Genomic DNA, 24,534 nt, shown 5'->3' with positions numbered 1-24,534 from the left:
CTCCATTCCTGTTTTTTAGGAGATTGTAAAGGAAAAAATAGACTCCCTCTGTATCAAAGACATTACCAGCAATACTGTGAGAGGAAAAACTCATCACTATTATAACAATCAATACAATAAAAACTTTTACCATAGAACATTTTTTTCTGTTTCAGATCTTCAATAATTGAAGAAGGAAGAGAACGACTCTTTTCAAAAGAAGGGAGGAGCGGTAAAACAATCAAAAAGAATATAAAATAATATGCTGTAGCCAATTACGTCTATAAAAGGGTTCTGTCACTGATTTCTTGTGAACCAAGCCAACCAAGTAAAAACAACATCGATAATTAACGCCCCCAAAAAAATTATAAATAGGTCGATATCTTGCGGGACATATTTTAGAGCAATCTAACCATGGGACAAAAATCAAAACGAAAACCGAACCAGCTAAGAGAACAACACCCAGAAAAGTTGATGAAAGAGCACCAATATTAAAGGTTATAGCACGCAACATCGCATAAAAAGGCAGAAAATACTACCCTAGTACCACACAAAGAGGCGCCTTTAAAGGATCAGCGGCGCTATAATTTACAGCCTGTCCCATATAATCAGGCATATAAAACAAAAAACAAACCAAAAAAATCAAAAAACAGTAATGGCAAAAATATCTTTGATAAGCGCATAAAGCGCAAAAGGAACAAATTCCTCATCTGATTGCATTGCAAGACCGGTTGGATTAGCTTGCCCAATTTGGTGGAGTGCAAAAATATGCAGCCCCACAAGAAAAAGCAAAACAAATGACAATAAATAATGGAAAACACAAAAACGGTTCAAGGTTGGTTGTCCTACGCTATAACCACCAAGAAACGTTTCATGCAACCACGTCCCCATTAAAGGAACAGCTTTTAAAAGGCCTGCAACCACTGAAGCTGCGGAAACAGACATCATCCCCCAAACCAGCACATAACCCCAAAATGCTATGCCATCATAATGATATAGATACACCCCCCGTGTTTCAAACCATTTCTCGCATATTTTTATAAAAACCATAATAAAGACCACGTGCTAAATGGATATAAACAGCAATAAAAAAGAACGAAGATCCTACACAATGCCATGGACGAAAAAGCTAACCAAACTGCCCTTCACGCCTAAAATGTTCACCAGTTTCAAAAGCTAAATGAACATCTGGCACATAATGCAGTGCTAATACAATACCGGTCAAAAGCTGTGATAAAAGCATAACGGTCAAAATACCGCCGAATGTATAAAAATAGTTAAGATTACGTGGAACAGGAAAAATGACAAATACATTATAAAAAAGACGAGGGAGAGGCAAACGCTTATCAAACCAACGGGAAAGAGCACTTTTAGGAAAATAGGAAGGAAATTTTGCCATCACTTTATCCTATTTTCAGCAAAGTATCAGAAAGAAATTGATAGGGCAGAATAACTAAATTATAAGGAGCAAGCCCTGAGCGCACTCTTCTAGATGTATCATAAGCAGTGCCATGGCACGGGCATAACTAGCCCCAAAATTTACCTAATTATCCAAGTGTTATACAACCTAGATGCGTGCAAAGATTAATGATAATAAGCCAATTCTCACGTCCCTCGCCTGCAGAACGCGCGAAATCCGTCGCTTCTTCTTCACCTTCAAGATTAGGATTACTCGCCTGACAATCTCTAAGAATATCCAATTTGGTAGCACGAGCTTCAGAAATTTCTTTTACCATACCCTTCCCCATTACATAATCCCTGATCATTTAGCCTCCTCAACCATGAAAAATATCCCTCAAAAGACTTTTTGTCATTTATATGATTTGTTCTTTTTTGTCTTTCCCTAACTAAACGCAATTTCAATAAATAATTGAGCATAAACATTCCCCATACTTGCTATCTTCGACACTTTTTTGTTTTTCAAATCCTACATTTGGAAATTAAAATTTTCTTATTCCAATTGTAGATACAGCTTCAACATTCTCAAGCTCTATAAAGCAATATTCTCAGATATATTATCTTTTACAGCTATCCTATTTACTACGAAACCCCAGAATTCCTTTGATTTTTGACTCACTAAATATTCTGCTATTTCCTCTACCAACAATATCGAAATTCTACGTATAACCTGCTTTATCATCTTGTCGAGTTAATAAAGCTTGTCCCATAATTAATACTTATAAAAGAAATAATAAAAGCCTATTTGATAACTGGTATGACTCCACGAGCGATCTTTATTGTTAATCGAATTCTTTCACGGATAAACACCTGACTCAAGCAACAAAATGTTGCGAGAAAAATAAACTGGACATTCTCTGGATAGGACACATTCTTCTAATCATCCAAATCTGTATTGAAACTCATTAATCATGATCATTTTTCACTGTTCATGCTTTACTCATCTAATAACAAATTGAGGAGCATAGCTTTTCCTTGAAATCTAAATTGAATAACAGGTAAACACAAAAATTACGTGCTTCTCAATTATTTTTTTTGAATAAGATACAGAGCTTCTTTACAAACACGAAAGAAAAATCATACTACATGAAATATGACACTTCACATTGCTCTTTTTCAACCCGATATTGCTGGTAATACTGGAACAATTCTGCGTCTTAGTGCCTGTTTTGGTTTACATGTGCACATTATTGAGCCCGCAGGCTTTAATTTGTCAGATCGCAACCTTAAGCGAGCAGGGTTGGATTATCTTGAATACGCCTCGCTAGAGCGACACATTGATTGGCAACATTTTATAAAAAACATGAGACACTTTAACCGTCGCCTTTTGCTTTTGAGTACAAAGGCAAAAACATGTTATACGCAGGTATGCTATCAGAAAAACGACGTTTTACTTTTTGGTCGTGAATCAGCTGGAGTTCCCGACTATATTCATGAAGCCGTTGACTGTGCACTGAAAATTCCCATGCAACCACACGCACGTTCTCTCAATCTTGCAATGAGCGTCGCTATAACAACAGGAGAAGCGCTTCGCCAAATTGGTTATAATGAGAAAAGAAAAACTTCATAAAGAAAATACAAAAATCTCATTAAGAGATTCAATACATTGATAAAAACGCCCCATGTATTGTACATAGCCTATAATTTTCAAAAGAACGCAATCACCACATTTTCCTAGGACCTACAATCTCTTAAAACTTTATAATCTTCAAAGCACCTTTACAAATCATCCGAAAAAATTATGCAAAATAAGATTAAGAGTTGGAAGCTAAACACTTCACCGCACCATTTCTGCTACCAATAATCAAGCAACTACAAACAATCCTGCCATAAAAATAACAAAAGCTTTTTTGTAAAAGTCCGTATTATGAATTAACTCTTTCTAATAATGCATTACGATCCATTAAAAATCCGCTTTCAATCCATATCATTTCTAGCTCTTTGAGTTTTTTCCCCAAAAGCACTCCTTTAGAAAAACCTTTTTTTATCAAATCTTTGCCTTTAACAGGAAACGTTGGAATCTGCCATTTTTGAGCAAGCTGATAAAGTCTTTCATAATCTTCTACTTTTTGCGAAATCCCATTTCCCTCAAAAGCATCAGTATGTGCTGCTGCTACAGATAAGGACAATTGGTCCAAAACCGGCTGTCGACCATGAAAATAAATCAATTTTTGCACGAAACCATCTGAACAGTTTTGACTAATCATTTTTAACTCTGCCCATTCCTTTAACCGCATTGTTTCTTTATGAGAAAAACGCAAGCGATGCGCCATGTCATGAAGACGTACGGGATCAGGAGGAAGAAGACTTTCTAGCCGCAACAATGGATCGATTTTCCAACCAGAAGCCTGTTCTGCTTTCACCAATGAGTGGATTGCATCAATTCCCCATTTTTCTGTTTCAGGGAGAATGCGTGTTAAAATTCCACTTTGACGCATCCATAAAAGAGCACGTATTGGATCTGAAGCAGCGAGAAGTTTTTTTATTTCTCCCCAAATGCGCTCAGATGAAAGTTTTTGCAGACCATTTTTTAAACAAACACATGCTTTTAATCCTTGCACATCAGGTCGTCCTGTTCCATACCAAGCAAAAAAGCGAAAAAAACGCAAAATACGTAAATAATCTTCGCGGATACGACTTTCTGCAATACCAATAAAACGCACTGTCCGGCTGGCAATATCATCCAAGCCTCCTACATCATCATAAAGCTGCCCAGCAGCATCACAATAAAGTGCATTAATTGTAAAATCCCGCCGCTCAGCATCTTTTTGCCAATCACGACCAAATGCCACTTTTGCATGACGACCATCCGTTTCAATATCAGAGCGAAGCGTTGTTATTTCATAAGAACATGACTGAGAAACCACAGTCACTGTACCAAACGCAACGCCTGTAGGAATAGCTTTAAATCCTGCCTCTTCTGCGCGTACTATAACCTGTTGTGGCAAACAGGTTGTCGCAATATCAATATCACTAATAGGCTGTCCTAACAGCTGATTGCGCACTGCTCCCCCCACAATACGCGCCTCTTCACCCTCCAAAGACAAAATACGAAGAAGTGTTTGGACATCACTATGCTGTAACCACTCAACCTGCTTAAAATTTTGTCTTATACTCACCCTTTAACCTTTCAAAAATTATCCTCATTGCCTTAATCAAATATCCTCATGAGGACAATATTTCTAAGCTATCCCTTATACAACACATCTGTTTGTTCCAAATAGATTACTCTGTGTATGTACGAATATAAAAAAACAGCATATTACACTTCTTTTCTCCTCATTTTCTGTTACAAATTATAAAATATTCATTATTATGCAGAGAAAATCAGTGATTTTTCAATAGACGCCTTAAGGAAAAAATATGAGTCAACCTGATACATCATCCAATTCTCTTAAAAAAGCTAATATCAATCATGAAGCCCAAGAAATTATTAATGATATTGATACAGCACACAAAGAATTGGATATTTTACAACGAGAAATTGATAAAGTTATTTTTGGACAAAATCATGTGATTGAATATGCTTTAATAGCTATTTTTGCTGGTGGACACACTCTTCTCGTGGGTGCTCCAGGACTTGCTAAAACGCGTCTTGTTGAAACTTTAGGAACAGTATTAGGACTTGATGAAAAACGCATCCAATTCACTCCTGATTTAATGCCTTCGGACATTATTGGTTCTGAAATTATGGATTCAGATAAAAATGGTAAGCGTTCTTTCCGCTATGTTCCAGGCCCTATTTTCACCCAACTTCTCATGGCTGATGAAATTAATCGCGCTTCTCCTCGCACGCAATCAGCTCTTTTACAAGCCATGCAAGAATATCATGTCACTGTTGCCGGTAATCGTTATGATTTACCACAACCTTTTCATGTGCTTGCAACCCAAAATCCTTTTGAGCAAGAAGGAACATACCCACTTCCTGAAGCACAACTGGATCGCTTTTTGATGCAAATTGATATTGACTATCCTGATTTAAGCACAGAACGACGTATTATTTTAGAAACAACGAGAGAGAAAAACAAAAAAGCAAAACCGATTTTGTCAACTCAAAAACTGCAAAAAATTCAAAAGATCGTTCGTAAAATGCCACTCTCGGAAAATATTATAGAAGCCATTTTAAAGATTGTCCGTTCAGCCCGCCCTCATAAAGACAATACTCTTGCAAATGCTTATATTGCTTGGGGACCTGGTCCTCGAGCATCACAAGCGCTTTCACTCTGTGTCCGCGCCCGTGCCCTTTATCATGGGCGTTTAGCTCCCTCACTTGATGATGTTGAGGCATTAGCTTACCCCGTATTACAACACCGCATGGCACTCAATTTTTCCGCACATTCTGACAATATAACCATAAAAGATGTTATCAATAATCTCGTGAAAGACACTCTCTGATGGCTATTGGTAAAAAAGTTTCAAAACAGCCTCCAATGACCCTTGCGGTTAAACTGCATGAAAATGCAGCGAAAATGCCATATTTTCTTCTACAAGCACGTCAAATCGCCAAGACACTGATAACTGGATGGCATGGACAACGTAAACGCGGCAACGGAGAAAATTTTTGGCAATTTCGCCCTTATGTTGAAGGAGAATCCATTACACGCATTGACTGGCGTCGCTCAGCACGTGATGAACATACTTACCTACGCGAACATGAATGGGAAATGACACAAACAGTTTGGTTTTGTCCTGATCAAAGTGCATCTATGCATTACTGTTCGCGCTTTTCCAAAATCTCTAAGGGTGATCATGCTATCATTCTTACCCTTGCATTGGCATCACTTCTAGCCCAAAGTGGTGAACGTATTGCTATCCCTAACTTAATGTCCCCTACAATGGCATCCAATATACTAGAACGGATGGCATTAGCTTTGACAAATCATCAAAGTGAAAATCCATTTTCAAACTTTTCAACGATTACGCGTTTTTCGCATGCTATCATAATAAGCGACTTTCTTGATCGTCCTGAAAAAATCATTCAACATTTAAACACTTTATCTACGAAACAGGTCACGGCTCATTTAATTGAAATTGCTGATCCCGCAGAAGAAAACTTTCCCTATAAGGGTCGCACAGAATTTTTTGACCCTGAAACGAAAGAAAAGCACATTTTCGGAAAAGCAGAAAACCTTCGTAAGCACTATTGCAAACTGTATCAAGCAAGGAGACAAGAGTTAGCAAATTTTTGCTCACGCCAAGGATGGACCTATCACGTGAGTACAACAAACCAGCCCTTCACAGAAACCATTTTGCATCTTGCAAATAAAATGGGGTGCCCTCCATCTCACAGCAGGAGGTTGTTTTGAGTTTTGCTGCTCCCTTGTTATTACTAGGACTTTTATCCCTACCAGCCATTTGGTGGTTGTTACGGATAACACCTCCATCCCCGCGTAAAGAGCTCTTTCCTCCTTTGCGCTTTCTACCAAAACCAACAAATCAGCAAGAAACCGCAAATCATACACCTTGGTGGTTACTGGTATTACGGTTAACCATAGCGGCGCTCATTATTATCGCTTTGGCACAACCCACTTGGAATCAAAAGCCAATTACACTCTCTGGGTCTCATCCCCTTGCACTCATTATCGACAATGGATGGGCGTCAGCGAGAGAATGGGAAAAACGCATTTCTATTGCCAAAACTCTCCTTGCACAAGCAGAAAAACATCAAAAAGATATTTACTTACTTGCAACTGCTGAAAATGATAGCTCCAATATAGTCCCCTTGCCCGCAAAAACTATAAAACAACATTTAATGCATTTACAGCCTCACCCTTGGCCTGTCAATCGTATGTCAGCTCTAAAAAAACTCATTGAAATAACCAAAGGTAAACCCCTTGATATTGCTTACTTAAGTGATGGATTACAAATAAGTGAAGATGATCAAACTTTCGCTCTTATTAAACAATTAAAACCCAAAACACTCTTATGGTACTCAGCTGATATTTCGGATTTAGTCGGCATAGCGGCCATAGAAAATAACAATGGAAACATGGTAGCGCGCATCATCCGTCCAACGACACGTGGCAAAACTCCAGCTACTCTAAGTCTTTACGATGCAAACAATAAATTGCTCGGACAATTTACAACAAACTTTCTTGAGGGAGAAACAACAGCGCTTGTTCCATTTAATGTACCACTTGAACTCCACAATGATATTGCTTGGATAAAAATCAATAACCAAGCACATGCTGCTGCTACTTTCTTAGTAGACAGCCACAATAGAGTAAACCGTGTTGCTCTCCTCTCACTAGGTACCAATGAAATGGTACAGCCTCTGCTCTCTCCATTTTACTACATTATCAAAGCCTTACAAAGCCACACACAGCTTATAACAGCCGGTGGAAGAGAACTTTCAACTGATATTGATCACTTACTCAAACAAAGTCCTTCTGTTTTCATTATGGGGGATATTGTGAACATGTCGGAAGAAGCAGAAAAAAAGCTGTCTAATTTTGTAAATAAAGGAGGAACACTCATTCGCTTTGCAGGGGAGAATCTGAGTACTGCAGAACACTACGATAGCCTACTACCAGTACCACTGCGTCCTGGTAAACGTTCACTTGGGAGTATTATGTCTTGGACTAAACCGCAAAAACTTGCGCCTTTTGCAAAAAATAGCTTCTTCTTCGATCTTCCTTTTCCAGAAGATGTTACTGTCACTCGCCAAATTCTAGCAGAACCAAGCTCAGATCTTTTTGAAAAAACATGGCTCAGTCTTTCTGATGGAACACCCCTTATTACAGCAACGCGTCGTGGCAAAGGAACACTCATTCTTATTCATATCGCTCCCGATCCCACATGGTCAAATCTTCTACTTTCTGGCTTTTTTGCACAAATGTTGCAAAAACTGATCACATTAAGCGCCTATGAAAACACAAACCCATCACACATAAAAAACATAAAAAAAGGAACAACAATACAAAATCCTTGGCGAACAGTGAATACCGACGGGCAATTACAAATGCCTCCTCCTCATGTTGTTCCATTAGTCCTTGATGGCCAAGAGCCGCCTCTTCCTTCCTATTATACCCCACCTGGACTCTACGGCATAAAAAATAATTTTTATGCACTTAATCTCTTAAATCATTCATCATACTTGATGAAGCAATCATCATTACTATCCCCTTTAAGCAAGAGTCCTTTATCTTACAATACAAAAGAAAAACATCTTACTGGCCCACTTTTAGGATTGGCTCTCTTATTATTCGCCTTTGACAATTTTCTCATGTTATGGATGGGAGGTGCTTTTTTTCTCAACCGGCGGCGCAATATACTCCTTTTCCTCCCCCTTACAATAGGTATCATCGCCTTATTTTCATATAATCCAACAGTTCATGCACAAGGTACAGAAAATAATAATGAAACCATAGTACAAGCAGCTGGTTCTACACATCTTGCTTACGTGATAACGAATAATCATGAAATTGATAAAACGAGTAAAAGTGGTCTAGAAGCCTTAAGCCAATTTATTGCAGAACGTACAATGCTCTTGCCAAGCTCTGTGATAGCACTTGATCTCGATAAAGATGAACTCTCCTTCTATCCTCTCATTTACTGGCCAATTGATGCTAACAGTCCTGTACCAACTCCAAAAAGCCTTGAAAAAATAAATAACTTTATGAAACACGGAGGCACTATTTTATTTGACACGCGTGATCAGATAAATACCGACCTTAATCTTGAAGGAGCTGCCACCCCTGCTACACAAAGATTACGAACCATCTTAAAGGGATTGAACATTCCAGCCATTGAACCAGCATCAACCGATCATGTTATTGCGCGTTCTTTTTATATTATGCCTGATTTCCCCGGACTCTATCGTGGTTCACCTTTGTGGGTTGAATCATCATCGACAAGTAAAAAAAACAAAAGCTTTCTTGCCACGGGTGATAATGTAAGTTCCCTTCTGATCACCGCGAATAACTTTGCTGGTGCTTGGGCACTAAATGAAAAAGGCATGTGGAAATACCCTCTTATTCCTAATGATCCAATGCAACGCCTATGGGCATTTCGTGCAGGATTAAATATTGTTATCTATGTGCTTACAGGAAATTATAAAGCTGACCAAATTCATGTTCCGGCACTCTTAGAACGCTTTAAAAGAGAAAGAAGGTAATGATAGCATTCATCACTTTTCAACCTTTTTTACCACTCTCTTGGATTCTCCTCTTAAGTGGATTATCCATATTTTTCGTCATTATTGGCCTTGTTACACAACGTCAAGGCTCTTTATTCCGCTTTATAGCATTAACCGCACTCATCCTTGCTCTGCTTAATCCCATGATCATAAAAGAGCAACGTGAACCAGTTAAAAGCACTGTAGGCATTGTTATTGACCGCAGCAAAAGCCAAACGTTTGGCACACGCACAAGTGATAGTGATGCAGCACGCGCACAATTAACCAATGTATTGGCGCATTATCCGCAATTTGAGCCACGCTTTATTGAGGCAGGAAAACTCGCTGATAATCAATATGCGCACTCAACAAATTTGTTTAGTACTTTAACACAAGCACTATCTGATGTCCCACCATCTCGTTATGCAGGTACAATCTTCATCACTGATGGACAAGTCCATGACATTCCATCACTCTCAGAACTTCACCATCAAGCACCTGTCAATGCTCTTATAACAGGAAGATCAGATGAATTTGACCGCCAAATCAAAATTGTTTCTCCTCCCCGCTTTGCCCTTATTAATAAACCACAAATGCTCTCCATCTTGGTAGAAGATAAAGGACAATCCCAAGAATCTCTACCAACGCAAGCAAACATTACTATAAGTATCAATGGACAAGAAGTTGGCCATTATTCTGTAACTCCTGGCGTTATTTTTCAAACTGAAATCACTCTTCTTCATGCTGAAAAAAATATCATCCAAGTTACCACCGATGCGCACAAAGGTGAATTAAGCTTCGAAAACAACCGTGCTATAGCTATTATTGAAGGAATCAGAGAAAATTTGCGTGTCCTTCTTATTTCAGGTGCACCTTACAATGGTGAACGAACATGGCGTGATCTTTTGAAAGGTGACTCCAATATTGATCTTGTTCATTTTACTATTTTGCGTCCTCCCAACAAAGCAGATAATACACCATCAAGCCAATTATCACTTGTAGTCTTCCCTACAAGAAAACTCTTTGTTGAAGAGATCAGTAATTTTGATCTCATCATCTTTGACGGCTACCAACACTCTGCTGTTCTTCCATTAATTTATTATGATTATATTGCCCAATATGTAAAAAAGGGTGGTGCGTTGCTGATGGTAACAGGGCCTGAGTTTACCCAACAAAACTCGCTTGCAAAAACACCTTTAATAAGCATCTTACCCGCACGACCAAATGGTGCTATTATTCAAAAACCTTTTCGTCCTCAATTAACAAAGGAAGGTGAACGTCATCCTGTCACAAGAGGACTTGCAACACTTAATTATCCAACCTCTCAGTGGGGAAAATGGCTACGACAAATTGCCATTCAAAACAGATACAAAGGCACTGCTCTCATGAAAGGAGCTGATGAGCAACCACTTTTACTTCTTTCTCATGTTGGTAAAGGACGTGTAGGCATGTTGCTTTCCGACGAAAGTTGGCTTTGGGCAAGAGGTTTCGATGGAGGAGGTCCTTATGCAGCTCTTTATCGCAGAATTGCTCATTGGCTTATGAAAGAACCAGAACTTGAAGAAGAAAAGTTAAGTGCCACCAGCGACCAACATCGTTTAATGATTCACCGCCAAACGCTCAAAGATCACCCAGAGCCAGCTGAAATAATTTTTCCTTCTGGAAAAAAAGAAAATGTTACCCTTACAAAAGAACAGGAAGGTGTCTTTACAGCAGCTATTAATACCGATGAAACAGGTGTTTTTACCATCAAAAATGGCAATTTAACAGCGCTTTCTTCTGTAGGGATATTTGATAATCTCGAATTGTTTGACTTAATTTCAACGGAAGAAAAATTAGCCCCCATCAGTAAACAGACTGGCGGGCACATCACACGTTTATATAATAAACAAAGGAAAAGCATTCATCTTCCCCCCCTCAAGGTAATTCGATCACAAACAAGCCCAACATCCTCCTCTGCTCATTCAATTGTTCTGAAAGAAGCAACGGAGACCCGTTTAATCAATACCTTCTATTTTTCGATCTTTTCCGGTTTCTTTGCGCTCCTTGCTTGTCTTTTACTATTGAACAGCATGTGGTATCGCGAAAGCCGTTAAAAAACTGAGTATTTATACCAAAATCTAAAAGTGCAATGCATCTTACAAAAAAATATACGCCGATGAGATGAAGAATAACATGGAGTATCATACTCCCTTTTTGTCATTCAAAAACCAATGAAGCATAAATTCCCCAAAGTTTTTTGACATTTATGACAAACTGTTTTTTATTTCACAATCCCATCTTACTTCCCAAATGCACTGGATTGTTTTACAATCTTTTTTATTGCCTAACTTGTTTTCAACGCTATGCTAACATCTATGTTTTATCTTGCCCATATATCGGATGTGCATCTTTCACCTCTACCGCAACCTTCCTTATTTGAACTTTTTGGCAAGCGGCTTACTGGCTATCTTAATTGGCAAAGAAAACGTAAGAGCCAAATGGCAACAAATGTCCTAGAAACTTTAATGGACACCTTAAAAAAAACAAATCCTGATCATCTTGTAATCTCTGGAGATCTTGTCAATCTTGCTCTCGACAAAGAACTTGAACAAGCACACAATTGGTTGCTTAAGCAAGGACAGCCTCAAAATATTTCTTTAACATTTGGTAATCATGACGCCTATGTCCGTGGAGCATTCCTAAAAGCCTGTACTCTCTTCCAACCTTGGATCAAAGATGATTTTCCTCCTCAAAATGCCTTTCCCTTTCCTTATATGCGTATTCGCAAAAATATTGCTATTATAGGGGCATCCTCAGCCATAGCTACACCACCTTTTCAAGCTTTTGGTTATTTTGGTAAAATGCAAGCGCAAGCTTTATCGCAATTTTTAAACGAAGCAACAGCACGCAATCTGTTTCGTGTTGTCATGATACATCATCCTCCCTTTCATCATGCAACCTCTTGGCATAAAAAGTTATGGGGCATCGAACGTTTTCTAGATGTTATCAAACATCATGGCTGTGAACTTGTTCTTCACGGACATACCCATTTACCCACACTAAAGACCGTTGAAGGAACAATAGGAAAAATTCCTATTGTTGGTGTTGCTTCCGCATCGCAAGCTTTTGGTGATAAAAAACCACCAGCAGGTTTTAATTTATTTGCCATTGAGCGTTTTCACCATCGTTGGAACTGCCAGTTGCAACGCTATAATCTTATCAATAAAAAAAATGAAATAACGTGTACTGAAATAATTAATCTTTAAACACTCTGTAAGAATAGCCAAAAAGTTGTAAAAAAAGCAAAAAACGAAAATATCTTTTTGTTCATATCCCTCTAAATAATAGTTCAGCCTCTTCTTCACTCTAAAAGAAAGAAATTTTTAACTACCCATCTGACTATAGATTAATTCTTTTCGAGTCTATTCCATCAGGCTTTATATCACTATCCTGAAACTCAATATTTTACGTTACTACAGATAATTGGGAAAAATCTTTTTTATATAAAAGGAATCACCGTTGTACCTAGAGGCAACTTAGCTTCATCTTCAGGCTCGACATGAATAGAAATACGCACATTATCAAATTCTTTTTGAAGAACCCCTTCAATTTTATCGCAAATTTGATGAGCTTCTCCCACCGACATTGCAGCTGGGACAACCAAATGAAACTCTATAAAAGTGACTCTACCAGAGATACGCGTAAGCAAATCATGCACTTCAAGTGCACCATGTGCATTTGCAGAAATAAGCTCACGAATTCGCATCGTTTCATTTAATTCAACTCCAACATCCATTAAGCCTTGAATAGCACTCCTAATCACCTTCCAGCCTTGTAAAAGAATATTAACGGCAACAATTATCGCTAAAATCGGGTCCAAAACACTCCATCCACCCACAAAACCAGCAACCAGACCAATTAAAATAGCAAGTGACGTAAAAACATCTGTTATGAAATGTATTCCATCAGCTTTAAGAGCTGGTGAACGGTGAATTTTTCCCTGCTTCATTAAAATCCAACCCCACATATAGTTTATAACACTTGCAACAAGATGAATAACAAGCCATATCCCAGGCTTTTGCAATAATTTCACGGTTGAAAGAGCAACCCATGCTTCTCTTAAAATAATAATTGCTGCGATAATGATTAGGATTCCTTCAAGAATCGCAGAAAAATATTCCGCCTTATGATGTCCAAAAGGATGATCATGATCTGCCGGCTTCATACTGATTTTAACAGCCCACCATGCTGCCAATGCAGCAAGTATATTTACAATGGATTCTAAGGCATCAGAATAAAGTGCAACAGAATCAGTAATGTAATATGCCCAATATTTCAGAGCAAAAACGATACAAGCGACGAAAATAGAGTATAAGGTCAAGCTTTGTATATTGATTCTTACATCCATAACCACACCCTCTTCTTCACGCAATAAAACCTAACACTTCTCACAATATCCCTATGATATTTTTGACATGACACCAATATTTCTTCAATATCACAGAAGTTTTACAATACAATAAATGACTCTCTCAACCTACCATTGTTATTGCAATAACTGCCCTATGATTATACAATATAACGCAAGGAACGGAAGTAACATGGATATAACTCAAACTAACAGCCCTTAAGAAAAATCACCTGTTATTTTTCTCAAATGCATCATTTGTACGCATCATAATTCAATTTTTTATGATCATAAAACCATTTAACAAATCGACATAATCGTGCGAAGCATAAAAAGACCGCTTAGCGTTCTGTTGCAATTTTATACTTCAACTGTATCAAAAAATATGACTGCTAAAACAACTTAAAAACCATTTTCAGGAACGAAAAAAGAATACCAAAAAAAAGAATCTGGGCATTGGGGACCCAGATTCTTTTCCCTTAGAAATTAAGGGTATGCAGAGCTCAGGAAATAGCGGGGACCTAAAACCCTGCACCCGATGCGAAAACAAAACACATTGTACCGCCCTCGGTGCTTTCTTTATATATCAATGGTTGTATCATGTCAACATAAATTCTACCCTAGGTTTAAAATAATGTTTTTTTCGTCTTTCTCTTCAAAAATAAAGCAAATATTTAACATCCGGCAATTTAGAAAAAAGAACTTTTAAAGCCCCATATGCATTTGAATATCACCACAATCTATGAAACTGATGATCCACGTTTGAGAGACTATCACAATATCCGTGAAAAAGATCTTGTTGGACGACAAAATCAATTTATTGCTGAAGGCAAAATAATATTGTCGGCATTGTTGCATTCAAAAGAGTTTTCAGCTCTCTCTCTGCTTATTGTGACAGAATGTCTTCCTGGATTTATACCCCTTTTAGGAAAAACACAGCCAACATGTCCCATTTATTGCATTTCACAAAAAGTTATGGATAATGTCGTGGGATTCCATGTTCATCGTGGTGTGCTCGGTATCGGTAAACGCAAAACGCTACTATCATTACAAAATTTTTTACAAGATTTCCCAGAAAAAGCCTTGATTCTGGTTTTGTGTGGCATCTCTAATCACGATAATATGGGTGCTATTTTTCGCAATGCAGCTGCCTTTGCCAGTAATGGCATTATCGTTGATAAAACTTCATGCGATCCACTTTACCGCGAATCAATCAGAGTTTCTGCTGGTGCAGCTCTCAAGACGCCCTACACACAAGGCGCCGATATTAATGACATTATAACAGCTTTACACGATGTAGACTTTCATATTTATGCGCTTTCTCCCTCTAGCCCATACACTCTCAAGCAAGCAAAAATAACAAACAGAACAGCCCTTATTTTGAGAACAGAAGGGGATGGCTTACCAAACCATGTACTACAAAAATCAGACACCTTACATATTCCGATGGCTCATGGCTTCGACAGCCTCAATGTTGCCACAGAATCAGGTATTGCACTCGCCCATTTTAGTGATTTTGATAAACTCTCTTAAAGATTGATAATACTTTAATTTGTAAAAAATATCCGATGAAAATGCCACTTTGTATTTATAAGAAATGGTAGTTTAAATTTTGGAAGAGACAGTAGCTTTTGTTTCTAGATTGCACAAAACGCGCTTCAACATCCCTTCAGCACCGGCAGCACGTTCTGAATGAGTAACAAATCCACCTCCAAGAACACGTGCTCCATCACCTTTTCCATTATAAAAAACACAAGCTTGCCCTGGTGCCACACCGTTTTCACGCTCCAACAATTCAACGGAAAAAACACCGTCTTGATAATATACGCGAGCAAGATGGGGTGGACGTGTTGAACGAACTTTTACGGCAACCTCAACACCATCAGAAGGGAAATTATCTAATTGCTCATCACCAAGCCAATTTACATCACGCAAAAAAAGCCTATATGTTTCCAACATTTCACGCGGTCCAACAACAACACGCGCATTTTCTACATCGAGATAAATCACATAAAGCGCTTCACCCGTTGCAACACCAATACCACGACGCTGACCAACAGTATAATTAACAATCCCCGAATGTTTTCCTAAAACCTGTCCATTAATATGCACAATAACCCCAGGATTAGCGGCTTCTGGACGTAATTTTGTGATAACATCAGAATATTTTCCTTGTGGAACAAAACAAATATCTTGGCTGTCATGCTTATTAGCAACAACAAATCCCATTTCTGCTGCTATTTCACGAACACGTGCTTTTGGAAGATCACCAAGGGGAAAACGCAAATAATCAATCTGCTCTTGTGTCGTTGCAAAAAGAAAATAACTCTGATCGCGATCAATATCGAGAGGACGAAAGAGTGCCCGATGTATTCCATTGGGACGCGAGCGAATATAATGCCCTGTTGCCAAAGCATCCGCACCTAATTGGCGCGCAGTTACTAATAAATCAGCAAACTTGACAGTCTGATTGCATGCCACGCAGGGTATGGGCGTTTCTCCATGTGCATAACTTTCTGCAAAAGGATTAATCACAGCTTCGCGAAATCGCTCTTCATAATCAAGAACATAATGAGGTATTCCCAGTGTCTCTGCCACGCGACGCGCATCTTCAATATCTTGTCCGGCACAACATGCCCCCACACGATGTGTTACAGCACCATAATCATAAAGCTGCAAAGTAATCCCAACGACATCATACCCTTCCTTTTTTAGAAGACCTGCAACAACAGATGAATCAACCCCACCAGACATTGCCACAACAATGCGGGAATTTTCAGGTTTGCTTGGCAAATCAAGACTGTTCAAAAACATGTTTCATTCTCTATTGAAATGCGCATCTTTTTGCTCATTTTCCTATGTGCACTCTGTCACTTGTCCTTTTTTATAGCTTTTTTATATTCTCCACAACCAGTAGTGTAAACTTTACTTTAAAGAAGCTGCAAACGAAAAAAGAGTGATAAAAATAAGGCACAATAAAAATCCTTTTTGTTTTTTAAAAAATGCAACAAAAACATGGTAATAGACCATTCTATGCACCTCACTCTGCACCATATTTTGACCTATTGGCTTAATTTATTAATTTTTTTTCAAGGTGTTTAGCTCTTTTTTAAATTTCATGTTTTACAAACGAATCAAGTCCTTGACTAAAGTAGAGGATACAATGACTACTTTGATAAAAGCACAAATGAAATATGTTATTGGGCCAGATGGAAGTCCACTTACAATCGCCGATCTACCGCCGAAAACAACACGGCGTTGGGTAATTCGTCGCAAAGCTGAAGTTGTTGCGGCTGTCAGGGGTGGATTGTTAAGTCTTGATGAAGCGTGTCAACGCTATACTTTGACCGTAGAAGAATTTCTTTCATGGCAAAGTTTGATAGATGAACACGGTTTAGCTGGATTACGAACGACCAGAATCCAACATTACAGGCATTAGTTACTACTGATAATGATTCAATATCGGCTCTATAATACCCTTAAAACAGCCAAGCTTTTATCAAGTTTGGCTGTTTTTATCTTTTCAGCGCATAAACATCTTAACAAATTGATTTTCAAACAAAAATTTCTATCATCCAGCCATTGAATTAGATTGAACTAAAATACAATCATCATCGATTTTTGCCTTCTTTTCCCGCGTCTCCAAAAGCTGTGCGCGTTGCAACTCTGTTTTAACTTCATGGAGAGCAATTTCAGCATTTGTTTTTTGAAGCTGCAAATCACGAATCGAATTTATAAGATTATCACGCCTCTGTCGTGCTGCACGAGCAAAAGCAGAATAAGCAAAATGGTGAACATCATTATTTCCAGATTTACGTTCTTCGTTAATAATTTGCGCTTCCAATTCTAACACCATTTGCTCAAACTCTGCGATCATCATCTCAAGCTGTGCAACTTCACGATGCTTCCCACGCATTTGAAACATCCTCAATTGCACCATACTTTCCCGTGGCTTCATACTTTCTACTCCTTGATTGCGCCAACCCAAAATTTGCTTCCACACTCTTACATATATTTTTCATTACACTCGTTCTGATGAAAACTGTGTATTTCCTGACTCAAAATTATAATTTTTCTCCTCTCAAAGCACCTGCAAACACAATCTGCCTTAAAGTGAAATAACTATTTCTTTACTTTTCACCCCCATTGTAGAATGCAGAGACTTAAAGCTCCGTAAATAAACACTGAAATTGTAAAAAAGTAACTCAAAATAATCTTTTATAAATTTTTTTAAGCCAAAGTTATCGGAAAAAGCACTTGATTTTTTTATTAAATTAAAAAATGTGCGATTTTTCTAAAATAATTTTATAGCCTCTTTCAAAAATAAAAATATTTTGTTAACCACTATAATAGATAGTGGGGAATTCAGTGGTGATTTGTTGCGCGTACTACTGAAATGTTCATAAACACTTGTATTGTAAGTGTTTGATTTTATGAATTGTTTTTTATAAACAGTGGTTTTACCAACTGTTATAAAATAAAAATGCTCCTTTTGATTCGGAGGAGCAAAGTGAGGGATCTAAGATGCGCGTATTACTAATTGAAGATGATAAAGCAACTACTCAAAGCATTGAGTTAATGCTAAAGTCAGCAAACTTTAATGTCTATATCACTGATCTAGGTGAAGAAGGAGTCGATTTAGGTAAACTTTATGATTATGATATCATTTTGCTTGATTTGAATCTCCCTGATATGTCAGGGTATGATGTTTTGCGGACCTTAAGATTAGCAAAAATAAAAACTCCTGTTCTCATCCTTTCCGGCATGAATGCCATTGAAGACAAGGTACGTGGTTTTGGCTTTGGTGCAGATGATTATATGACAAAGCCCTTCCATAAAGATGAGCTCGTTGCGCGTATTCATGCAGTTGTTCGTCGCTCTAAAGGGCATGCACAATCGGTTATTGTTACCGGCGATCTTACCGTTAACCTTGATGCAAAAACGGTCGAAGTTGCTGGGCGTCCCGTTCATTTAACTGGTAAAGAGTATCAAATGCTAGAGCTTCTCTCTCTACGCAAAGGTACTACACTTACCAAAGAAATGTTTCTCAATCATCTCTACGGTGGGATGGATGAACCAGAACTTAAAATTATCGATGTCTTTATCTGTAAATTGCGAAAGAAATTGGAAGCGGTCTCTTCTCATGTGAACTACATCGATACAGTTTGGGGACGTGGTTATGTGTTACGTGATCCAGTTGAAGAAAACGTACGTCAAACCGCTTAAACAGTGAAAATGCACATTGTAAAATCTCGGAGTGTAGCGGGCCGAGATTTTTCTCTATGACAATAAAGGCTCGCACACTAATACAATCTAAACCCTCTTTTTACATGGCTTAAGTAGTTTTATTTTGTTTAAAGCTTTTTCACACTTTCCAAAATAACACAACTGTCAGTTTCTTCGATATTTATTTTCATATCTGTCATCTCAGCAAGTAACATTGTATAATAAAATTGGATGACATGAGCATCGATAAGTTCTTCCTGAATGTTCCCATTATATAACGCAATAAAATGAGAAGGAATACGTAAAGTTTTCCCGCAAATCTCAAATCGAAAAAAACGTTCATTTTCATCTTGCAAAATCATAACCACAATTTCTCCCCCACGAGAAATCGTTGCGTTTGCAATCAATAACAAATTAAGCAAAAGTTTAACTTCATTTTTTGGTAAAAGTAGAGCAGGAGCTTGCCATTTTAAAATTGCTTTTTCTTCCTTCATATATTGTTGAACAACTTTTTCAGCAGAACGTGTATCTATTTGTCCCCCACTTGCTCCTGCAAAACCAAAAGCCAATCGCGCAAATTGTAGACGTGCAGAAGCACTCGCAACGGACCAACGCACCAATTGCAAAGCATCTTCTTCAGCTCCCCCTTCATCATAGAGCTCCATTGCATTTTGAATAGCACCAACGGGTGAAATCAAATCATGGCAAATACGGCTACAAAGCAAAGCAGCAAGATCCATAGGCTTCAAAGCAACAGCTAACGTCATAATTATTGAGAACTCCTAGATTAAAATAAGCTTCCTTTTAAAGCAAAATTCTTAACATCCAATGCATACATATGAGATGCTTTAACAATTACGCTAAAAATTTCTTCAGAAACAAATTCAAGAATTTAAATAACCTTACATCTTATTTTTTGTTTGAATAGAATGAAAATCCTAATATTATCTTTTTGTTTGTAACTAATAAAAGGGAAAAACTCTATGACTCTCTTTCTTCTAACGCGCAGGTACAAAAGTATTGTATCTATGATCTTCCTTTTATTCGTAATCATAAACACTGCAAATGCCCAACTCCGACCAATAGAACAAAACCAACTCCATTATTCGCTACAAGAAATTATCGATTCTGGTCATACTTTTTTTGGAAAAACTACCAGCGGTATAGCAGTAGCAATTCAAAATATCTTTTCACAATACGGTCATCCAAATGCCTATATTTTAGGGGAAGAAGCTTCTGGTGCTTTCTTTGCTGGATTAACCTATGGCGAAGGAAAGCTTTTTACCAAAAACTACGGTCAGTATAAAGTTTTTTGGCAAGGACCTTCTGTAGGATGGGATTTTGGCGGACAAGGTTCCCGTTTAATGATCTTAGTTTACGACCTTAATAATATAAATAATTTATGGGGACGCTATGGTGGTATTTCAGGTTCGGCCTATTTAATTGCAGGTGTTGGCTTTCATGTCCTCAAGCGGCACAATGTCTTGCTAATTCCAGTACGTACAGGAATTGGCGCACGTCTTGGCATTAATATAGGATATTTAAAATTAACACCCAAACCGACATGGAATCCATTTTAAACGAACTCTCATTGAAAAGGAAATTTATGCTTATACAATCATTTCTTTTTTTTATTCTTGGAGTCGCTTCCACTTCTTGGTTGCTTGTGCTTCTTGCTCCTCTTATTTGGCGTAGAGCTCTGCATTTTGCACATAAAGTTGTTTCTGTACAAATTCCGTCATCACACACTGAGATACAAGCAAACTATGATTTTCTTTGTGCTCAACACGCTGTAGAACTAGTACGTTGTGAACAAAAATACGACTCTTTGCAAAAAAAATATGCTAGACAAAAAATACAACTTAGCCAAGTAACAGAACAACTTCATCAATTAAATCTCTCCACACAAAACACTTCGTCTTCCTCCAAAAAAACTGTTCCAATCGAATAAAATGTTATCACAACAAACACTTTCATAATGGAAATCAAAACTATGCGTGAAAAAATCGCCCATTATCAGCAACGTTTACAAAAAATTCAAACCAATGGACTTGACACCACAACGTGCCATCAACTCCTAGATGAACTGCGTGAAGAAACAAAAGAATTAGCAGCAACATTAGCTGTCCAAATAGCACTACAGGAGGGTGAATCATCACCCATCAACACATTGATCAAAAGCTCCAAAAGCAATAATGACCTAGCAGCACGTATTCGCAAAAAAATGCACCGCATCTCCCAAAAAACTCTTACATAAGTTGCCTTTTAAAATGACTTAAAAAATATTGGGATTAATTAATATTGAAACAGTCTTTACAAGATATGAGCGCCCCTCTTAACAGAACTCTCGCTAATTTTAACTTTATTTTTTAATTAAAACACAAAGGGCACCTTTTAAAGCATAACTGAAATAAAACTCACCGTTAAAATAATAACTTTAAAGATAAAAATCTCTGATTCGCTGAATAACCATATCTTGATCAGTTTTCGTCAAATAAGGGTGCATTGGTAAACTTAAAACACAATTTCCCAGAGATTCAGAAACTGAAAGAGAACCTTTTACATAAGGAAAGTGTTTATAAGCTAACTGTTTATGTAATGGAGTTTTATAATAAATCATTGTAGGAATAGAATTTTCCTGTAAATAATCCTTTAATTTGTCGCGATCTTCCACCCTAATAGTATATTGTGCATAGGCACAACGCTCTTCCTCTTCCACTTCTGGAACTGTGACAATATCTCTTAAATTATTAGAATAGTATTGAGCAATGTCCACACGCTTTTCTATCTCATCTTCAAAGATAACAAACTTTTCTAGCAAAATTGCAGCCTGAATGGTATCTAGACGTGAATTCATACCAATACGCACATTGTCATATTGTGTTTCACCTTTACCATGAAACAGAATAGAACGTAAAAGTACTGCTAAATTATCATCATTTGTCATCATAGCACCCCCATCGCCATAACACCCTAATGGTTTAGCAGGATAAAAACTTGTCGCAGCCACATCACCAAAAGCTCCGCACATAATATTACCGTTTCTTCCCCCCATAGATTGCGCAGCATCTTCAATAACAAAAAGATTTTCCTCTGCTGCCACTTTAGCAATTTGCGTATAATCAGCAGGAAGCCCAAACAAATCAACAGCAATAATTGCCTTTGGCTTGAGACGCCCCTCTTTTTTGATCATTTCGATTGCTTCAGAAAGTTTATCAACGTCAATATTGAATGTATTAGGCAAAACATCAACAAAAACAGGTTCAGCACCTACCAAAGCAACCACTTCAGCAGTTGCCGAAAACGTGAAACTAGGACAAAAAACAGCATCACCTGAACCAATATTTTTAGCCATAAGAGGTATTTTCAACGCATCAGTGCCATTAGCGCACGCAACTACATGCTTGACACCAAGATAATCTGCTAAGCGATCTTCAAATTCCGTTACCTTCGGCCCTAAAATATATTGACCGCTGGAGACCACATGTGCAATTGCATTATTAATTTTATCTTCGATGCGCAAGCGCTGCGCTGCAAGGTCGATGAATTGCATATTAACTCCATTGATAGTTATACCCGTGTGAAATCACTACTCATCTCTTTTATCCATGATAATTAATATGAGCAGCAGTCAAAATTCTTAAAACAGCAACAGCTTCATTACCATTTGTACGAGGTGCTTGACGCGTCTCAATACAATGAAGAAAATGCTGCAATTCATAAGTTAACGGCAAACCTTCACAAAGTTCAATGTAATTCAGCTCATCCGTGCTAAAATTCCACTCTTTACCTTCTTGCCAAACAATAAAAGGATGCAACGCTAATTTACGGCTCCACGGCTTCATATCATCAAAGACAAGCATAGCCTTTGTACCAACAATTGTTAAGCGCCTTTCACGATAGGGACTGAGACGTGAAGCAAAAAGGTGGCTACGTATACCATTGGGAAAGACCATATGAACATGTGCTAAATCAGAAAGCTTATCAACCACAGCAGCCCCCTCTCCGCGAACTTCAGAAGGTTCACAACCTGTCAAAGTCAAAATCATTGAAAGATCATGAGGAGCAAGATCCCATAAAGCATCACTTTGTGTATGAAATTTGCCAAAGCCTAATCGATGAGAATAAATATAACGCACATCCCCCAGTTCTCCCTTTGCCACCAACTCACATATTTTTTCAAAAGCAGGGTGAAATCGCAAAATATGCCCTACCATAAAAATGCGCCCATATTCACCGGCAACCTGCACTTGACGTTCAGCATCAGAAATATTCAAGGCTATTGGTTTTTCAACCAAGACGTCTTTACCATTTTTAACAGCACGCAGAACATTTTCTGTATGAAATTGCGGAGGCAATGCCAACACAAGCGCATCAATATCTTTATGAGTAAAAAGATCTTTGGGCGCAATGGCTTTAACGCCATACATAGAAGCAAACTGCGCAGAGCGCTCAACATCTATATCAGAAACTGCGACTAAAGCTCCAAGCTCTTGAAGTGTACGTATATGATTTTCACCCCAAGAACCGCATCCTAAAACCGCTACACGTGGCACCATTTTATGCCTTACCCTACTCATCATATAAAAAACATACTCCCATTCATTCCATATCGAGGATGAAACAGAATGACAAGAGAAAAGCTTAAAAACGATGCTTGACATCTCACTATTCTACCTCTTATATCCGCAAAGGATGATATAAGTTGCAATCATATCTTTCTATTTTGGCGGAGTAGCTCAGTAGGTTAGAGCAGAGGAATCATAATCCTTGTGTCGGGGGTTCAAATCCCTCCTCCGCTACCGTCTTTTTTTCAGATTGATTGTAGCTTGATGTAGCTTGACTGTAGCTTGACGGCTGTAGCTTGACGGCAGGTTTTGTATATTTTGCCACTAGGTTTTGTACCAATTTATTTTTTTCAAAAGTTTTTTAAGGGGTTCTCAAAGGGTCTTCAAAGACCTTTCAGAGGGTATTTAAAGACCCTTTAATGCATCTTTTCTCTTCATCCTAAAAGTCGCAATTTGAGATGATGATTTCTTGAGCCAGAGTCGGATTATTTGAGACGCGGCATTTATAAGATGCAGTGACCTCTTTTAAAATGAATTGAGTGATAATTTTTCTGTATTCTAAGCACATTATTAAAGAGAAAAATATTTAAGCAATTCGGTCAACTTGACCGAATTGCTTTTCAGTATGCAATTGTGCAATGTTTGCACCATTGCTCCTTTGAGGAATTGGGTAAACATTACCCTATTGCTGTACTCATGCAATAGGATCAACTTGGTTCTATTGTTCTTTGAGCAATTGGTACAAGTTGCACCTATTCCTCATCATGATCGATCAAAGGTTGAACTTGCCCCTTTGG

General features: G+C 38.0%; 19 protein-coding genes, 1 tRNA gene and 3 pseudogenes. 12 read left to right on the top strand and 11 right to left on the bottom strand.

Annotated features, from left to right (window positions below; genetic code table 11):
- Window positions 1–220: 220 nt before the first annotated feature.
- The 4 genes and pseudogenes from GQO39_RS09445 to GQO39_RS09425 form a co-directional block, all read right to left on the bottom strand.
- Window positions 221–493, bottom strand: coding sequence for a hypothetical protein (locus GQO39_RS09445; protein WP_156850704.1), 273 nt, complete (start codon window positions 491–493; stop codon window positions 221–223).
- Between the two features lie 128 nt (window positions 494–621).
- Window positions 622–1,029, bottom strand: coding sequence for a cytochrome b N-terminal domain-containing protein (locus GQO39_RS01845; protein WP_156850703.1), 408 nt, complete (start codon window positions 1,027–1,029; stop codon window positions 622–624).
- Window positions 995–1,378 (bottom strand): annotated as a pseudogene (locus GQO39_RS09440) (hypothetical protein). Before GQO39_RS09440 ends, GQO39_RS01845 begins: the two are co-directional and overlap by 35 nt.
- Window positions 1,379–1,382: 4 nt before the next feature.
- A pseudogene (locus GQO39_RS09425) lies at window positions 1,383–1,709 on the bottom strand (Rieske 2Fe-2S domain-containing protein); the annotation flags it as partial.
- A gap of 821 nt (window positions 1,710–2,530) precedes the next feature.
- Between GQO39_RS09425 and GQO39_RS01825 the strand changes: the two are divergent.
- Window positions 2,531–3,007 carry a tRNA (cytidine(34)-2'-O)-methyltransferase gene (locus GQO39_RS01825; protein WP_156850701.1) on the top strand — a complete coding sequence of 159 codons (477 nt, stop codon included), beginning with the start codon at window positions 2,531–2,533 and terminating at the stop codon, window positions 3,005–3,007.
- A 295-nt stretch (window positions 3,008–3,302) separates the two neighbouring features.
- On the opposite strand, the gene GQO39_RS01820 is transcribed toward GQO39_RS01825, so the two are convergent.
- Complete coding sequence (locus GQO39_RS01820; protein ID WP_156850700.1) at window positions 3,303–4,556, bottom strand: CCA tRNA nucleotidyltransferase; 1,254 nt, start codon at window positions 4,554–4,556, stop codon at window positions 3,303–3,305.
- Window positions 4,557–4,800: 244 nt separating this feature from the next.
- Between GQO39_RS01820 and GQO39_RS01815 the strand changes: the two genes are divergently transcribed.
- The 5 genes from GQO39_RS01815 to GQO39_RS01795 all read left to right on the top strand — a co-directional run bounded on the left by GQO39_RS01815 (window position 4,801) and on the right by GQO39_RS01795 (window position 12,801).
- Entirely contained in the window at window positions 4,801–5,832 is a 1,032-nt protein-coding gene (locus GQO39_RS01815; protein WP_156850699.1) for an AAA family ATPase, read from the top strand.
- Window positions 5,832–6,743 carry a DUF58 domain-containing protein gene (locus GQO39_RS01810; RefSeq protein WP_156850698.1) on the top strand — a complete coding sequence of 304 codons (912 nt, stop codon included), beginning with the start codon at window positions 5,832–5,834 and terminating at the stop codon, window positions 6,741–6,743. Before GQO39_RS01815 ends, GQO39_RS01810 begins: the two co-directional genes overlap by 1 nt.
- Window positions 6,740–9,553, top strand: a complete 2,814-nt coding sequence (locus GQO39_RS01805; protein ID WP_156850697.1) for a DUF4159 domain-containing protein — start codon at window positions 6,740–6,742, stop codon at window positions 9,551–9,553. The genes GQO39_RS01810 and GQO39_RS01805 overlap by 4 nt, the downstream gene beginning before the upstream one ends.
- Entirely contained in the window at window positions 9,553–11,649 is a 2,097-nt protein-coding gene (locus GQO39_RS01800) for a glutamine amidotransferase (RefSeq protein ID WP_156850696.1), read from the top strand. Before GQO39_RS01805 ends, GQO39_RS01800 begins: the two co-directional genes overlap by 1 nt.
- A gap of 249 nt (window positions 11,650–11,898) precedes the next feature.
- Entirely contained in the window at window positions 11,899–12,801 is a 903-nt protein-coding gene (locus tag GQO39_RS01795) for a metallophosphoesterase family protein (RefSeq protein WP_156850695.1), read from the top strand.
- Between the two features lie 233 nt (window positions 12,802–13,034).
- Here GQO39_RS01795 and GQO39_RS01790 read toward each other — a convergent pair whose 3' ends face one another.
- On the bottom strand, window positions 13,035–13,943 hold the full coding sequence (locus tag GQO39_RS01790) for a cation diffusion facilitator family transporter (RefSeq protein WP_156850694.1): 909 nt from the start codon (window positions 13,941–13,943) through the stop codon (window positions 13,035–13,037).
- Window positions 13,944–14,660: 717 nt separating this feature from the next.
- On the opposite strand from GQO39_RS01790, the gene GQO39_RS01785 reads away from it, so the two are divergent.
- Window positions 14,661–15,476, top strand: coding sequence for a TrmH family RNA methyltransferase (locus GQO39_RS01785; protein ID WP_156850693.1), 816 nt, complete (start codon window positions 14,661–14,663; stop codon window positions 15,474–15,476).
- Window positions 15,477–15,548: 72 nt separating this feature from the next.
- Here the strand turns inward: GQO39_RS01785 and mnmA are convergent, their stop codons facing one another.
- On the bottom strand, window positions 15,549–16,757 hold the full coding sequence (gene mnmA, locus GQO39_RS01780; protein WP_156850692.1) for a tRNA 2-thiouridine(34) synthase MnmA: 1,209 nt from the start codon (window positions 16,755–16,757) through the stop codon (window positions 15,549–15,551).
- Window positions 16,758–17,106: 349 nt separating this feature from the next.
- On the opposite strand from mnmA, the gene sciP reads away from it, so the two are divergent.
- Window positions 17,107–17,382 carry a CtrA inhibitor SciP gene (gene sciP, locus GQO39_RS01775; protein WP_007553500.1) on the top strand — a complete coding sequence of 92 codons (276 nt, stop codon included), beginning with the start codon at window positions 17,107–17,109 and terminating at the stop codon, window positions 17,380–17,382.
- A gap of 132 nt (window positions 17,383–17,514) precedes the next feature.
- On the opposite strand, the gene GQO39_RS01770 is transcribed toward sciP, so the two are convergent.
- Window positions 17,515–17,901 carry a flagellar export protein FliJ gene (locus tag GQO39_RS01770; RefSeq protein ID WP_156850691.1) on the bottom strand — a complete coding sequence of 129 codons (387 nt, stop codon included), beginning with the start codon at window positions 17,899–17,901 and terminating at the stop codon, window positions 17,515–17,517.
- 566 nt (window positions 17,902–18,467) lie between these two features.
- Between GQO39_RS01770 and ctrA the strand changes: the two genes are divergently transcribed.
- Window positions 18,468–19,169 carry a response regulator transcription factor CtrA gene (gene ctrA / locus GQO39_RS01765; RefSeq protein WP_007553502.1) on the top strand — a complete coding sequence of 234 codons (702 nt, stop codon included), beginning with the start codon at window positions 18,468–18,470 and terminating at the stop codon, window positions 19,167–19,169.
- 128 nt (window positions 19,170–19,297) lie between these two features.
- Here the strand turns inward: ctrA and chpT are convergent, their stop codons facing one another.
- Window positions 19,298–19,936, bottom strand: a complete 639-nt coding sequence (gene chpT, locus GQO39_RS01760; RefSeq protein WP_156850690.1) for a histidine phosphotransferase ChpT — start codon at window positions 19,934–19,936, stop codon at window positions 19,298–19,300.
- 216 nt (window positions 19,937–20,152) lie between these two features.
- Here chpT and GQO39_RS01755 point away from each other — a divergent pair, with 216 nt between their 5' ends.
- Together GQO39_RS01755 and GQO39_RS01750 are read left to right on the top strand one after the other, a co-directional pair.
- Window positions 20,153–20,749, top strand: coding sequence for a DUF1134 domain-containing protein (locus GQO39_RS01755; RefSeq protein WP_156850689.1), 597 nt, complete (start codon window positions 20,153–20,155; stop codon window positions 20,747–20,749).
- Window positions 20,750–20,775: 26 nt separating this feature from the next.
- Window positions 20,776–21,426, top strand: a pseudogene (locus GQO39_RS01750) (hypothetical protein).
- A 180-nt stretch (window positions 21,427–21,606) separates the two neighbouring features.
- On the opposite strand, the gene GQO39_RS01745 reads toward GQO39_RS01750, so the two are convergent.
- Complete coding sequence (locus GQO39_RS01745) at window positions 21,607–22,722, bottom strand: DegT/DnrJ/EryC1/StrS family aminotransferase (RefSeq protein WP_156850688.1); 1,116 nt, start codon at window positions 22,720–22,722, stop codon at window positions 21,607–21,609.
- Window positions 22,723–22,771: 49 nt separating this feature from the next.
- A complete protein-coding gene (locus GQO39_RS01740) occupies window positions 22,772–23,728 on the bottom strand; it encodes a Gfo/Idh/MocA family protein (protein ID WP_156850687.1) in 957 nt (318 codons plus the stop codon).
- 169 nt (window positions 23,729–23,897) lie between these two features.
- Between GQO39_RS01740 and GQO39_RS01735 the strand changes: the two genes are divergently transcribed.
- Window positions 23,898–23,971 (top strand) — tRNA-Met (locus tag GQO39_RS01735).
- The last annotated feature ends 563 nt before the right edge of the window (window positions 23,972–24,534 follow it).

The sequence above is a fragment of the Bartonella refiksaydamii genome (genome assembly GCF_902652675.1).
GTDB classification, from domain to species: Bacteria; Pseudomonadota; Alphaproteobacteria; order Rhizobiales; family Rhizobiaceae; genus Bartonella; species Bartonella refiksaydamii.
This window is presented reverse-complemented; position numbering and strand designations above follow the sequence as displayed.

What these genes read in the sequence shown, in the direction of transcription:
- GQO39_RS09445 (WP_156850704.1), bottom strand. Translation starts at nt 493, where the DNA reads ATGTTGCGTGCTATAACCTTTAATATTGGTGCTCTTTCATCAACTTTT.
- GQO39_RS01845 (WP_156850703.1), bottom strand. Translation starts at nt 1,029, where the DNA reads ATGGTTTTTATAAAAATATGCGAGAAATGGTTTGAAACACGGGGGGTG.
- GQO39_RS01825 (WP_156850701.1), top strand. Translation starts at nt 2,531, where the DNA reads ATGACACTTCACATTGCTCTTTTTCAACCCGATATTGCTGGTAATACT.
- GQO39_RS01815 (WP_156850699.1), top strand. Translation starts at nt 4,801, where the DNA reads ATGAGTCAACCTGATACATCATCCAATTCTCTTAAAAAAGCTAATATC.
- GQO39_RS01810 (WP_156850698.1), top strand. Translation starts at nt 5,832, where the DNA reads ATGGCTATTGGTAAAAAAGTTTCAAAACAGCCTCCAATGACCCTTGCG.
- GQO39_RS01800 (WP_156850696.1), top strand. Translation starts at nt 9,553, where the DNA reads ATGATAGCATTCATCACTTTTCAACCTTTTTTACCACTCTCTTGGATT.
- GQO39_RS01795 (WP_156850695.1), top strand. Translation starts at nt 11,899, where the DNA reads ATGCTAACATCTATGTTTTATCTTGCCCATATATCGGATGTGCATCTT.
- GQO39_RS01790 (WP_156850694.1), bottom strand. Translation starts at nt 13,943, where the DNA reads ATGGATGTAAGAATCAATATACAAAGCTTGACCTTATACTCTATTTTC.
- GQO39_RS01785 (WP_156850693.1), top strand. Translation starts at nt 14,661, where the DNA reads ATGCATTTGAATATCACCACAATCTATGAAACTGATGATCCACGTTTG.
- mnmA (WP_156850692.1), bottom strand. Translation starts at nt 16,757, where the DNA reads ATGTTTTTGAACAGTCTTGATTTGCCAAGCAAACCTGAAAATTCCCGC.
- sciP (WP_007553500.1), top strand. Translation starts at nt 17,107, where the DNA reads ATGACTACTTTGATAAAAGCACAAATGAAATATGTTATTGGGCCAGAT.
- GQO39_RS01770 (WP_156850691.1), bottom strand. Translation starts at nt 17,901, where the DNA reads ATGAAGCCACGGGAAAGTATGGTGCAATTGAGGATGTTTCAAATGCGT.
- ctrA (WP_007553502.1), top strand. Translation starts at nt 18,468, where the DNA reads ATGCGCGTATTACTAATTGAAGATGATAAAGCAACTACTCAAAGCATT.
- chpT (WP_156850690.1), bottom strand. Translation starts at nt 19,936, where the DNA reads ATGACGTTAGCTGTTGCTTTGAAGCCTATGGATCTTGCTGCTTTGCTT.
- GQO39_RS01755 (WP_156850689.1), top strand. Translation starts at nt 20,153, where the DNA reads ATGACTCTCTTTCTTCTAACGCGCAGGTACAAAAGTATTGTATCTATG.
- GQO39_RS01745 (WP_156850688.1), bottom strand. Translation starts at nt 22,722, where the DNA reads ATGCAATTCATCGACCTTGCAGCGCAGCGCTTGCGCATCGAAGATAAA.
- GQO39_RS01740 (WP_156850687.1), bottom strand. Translation starts at nt 23,728, where the DNA reads ATGGTGCCACGTGTAGCGGTTTTAGGATGCGGTTCTTGGGGTGAAAAT.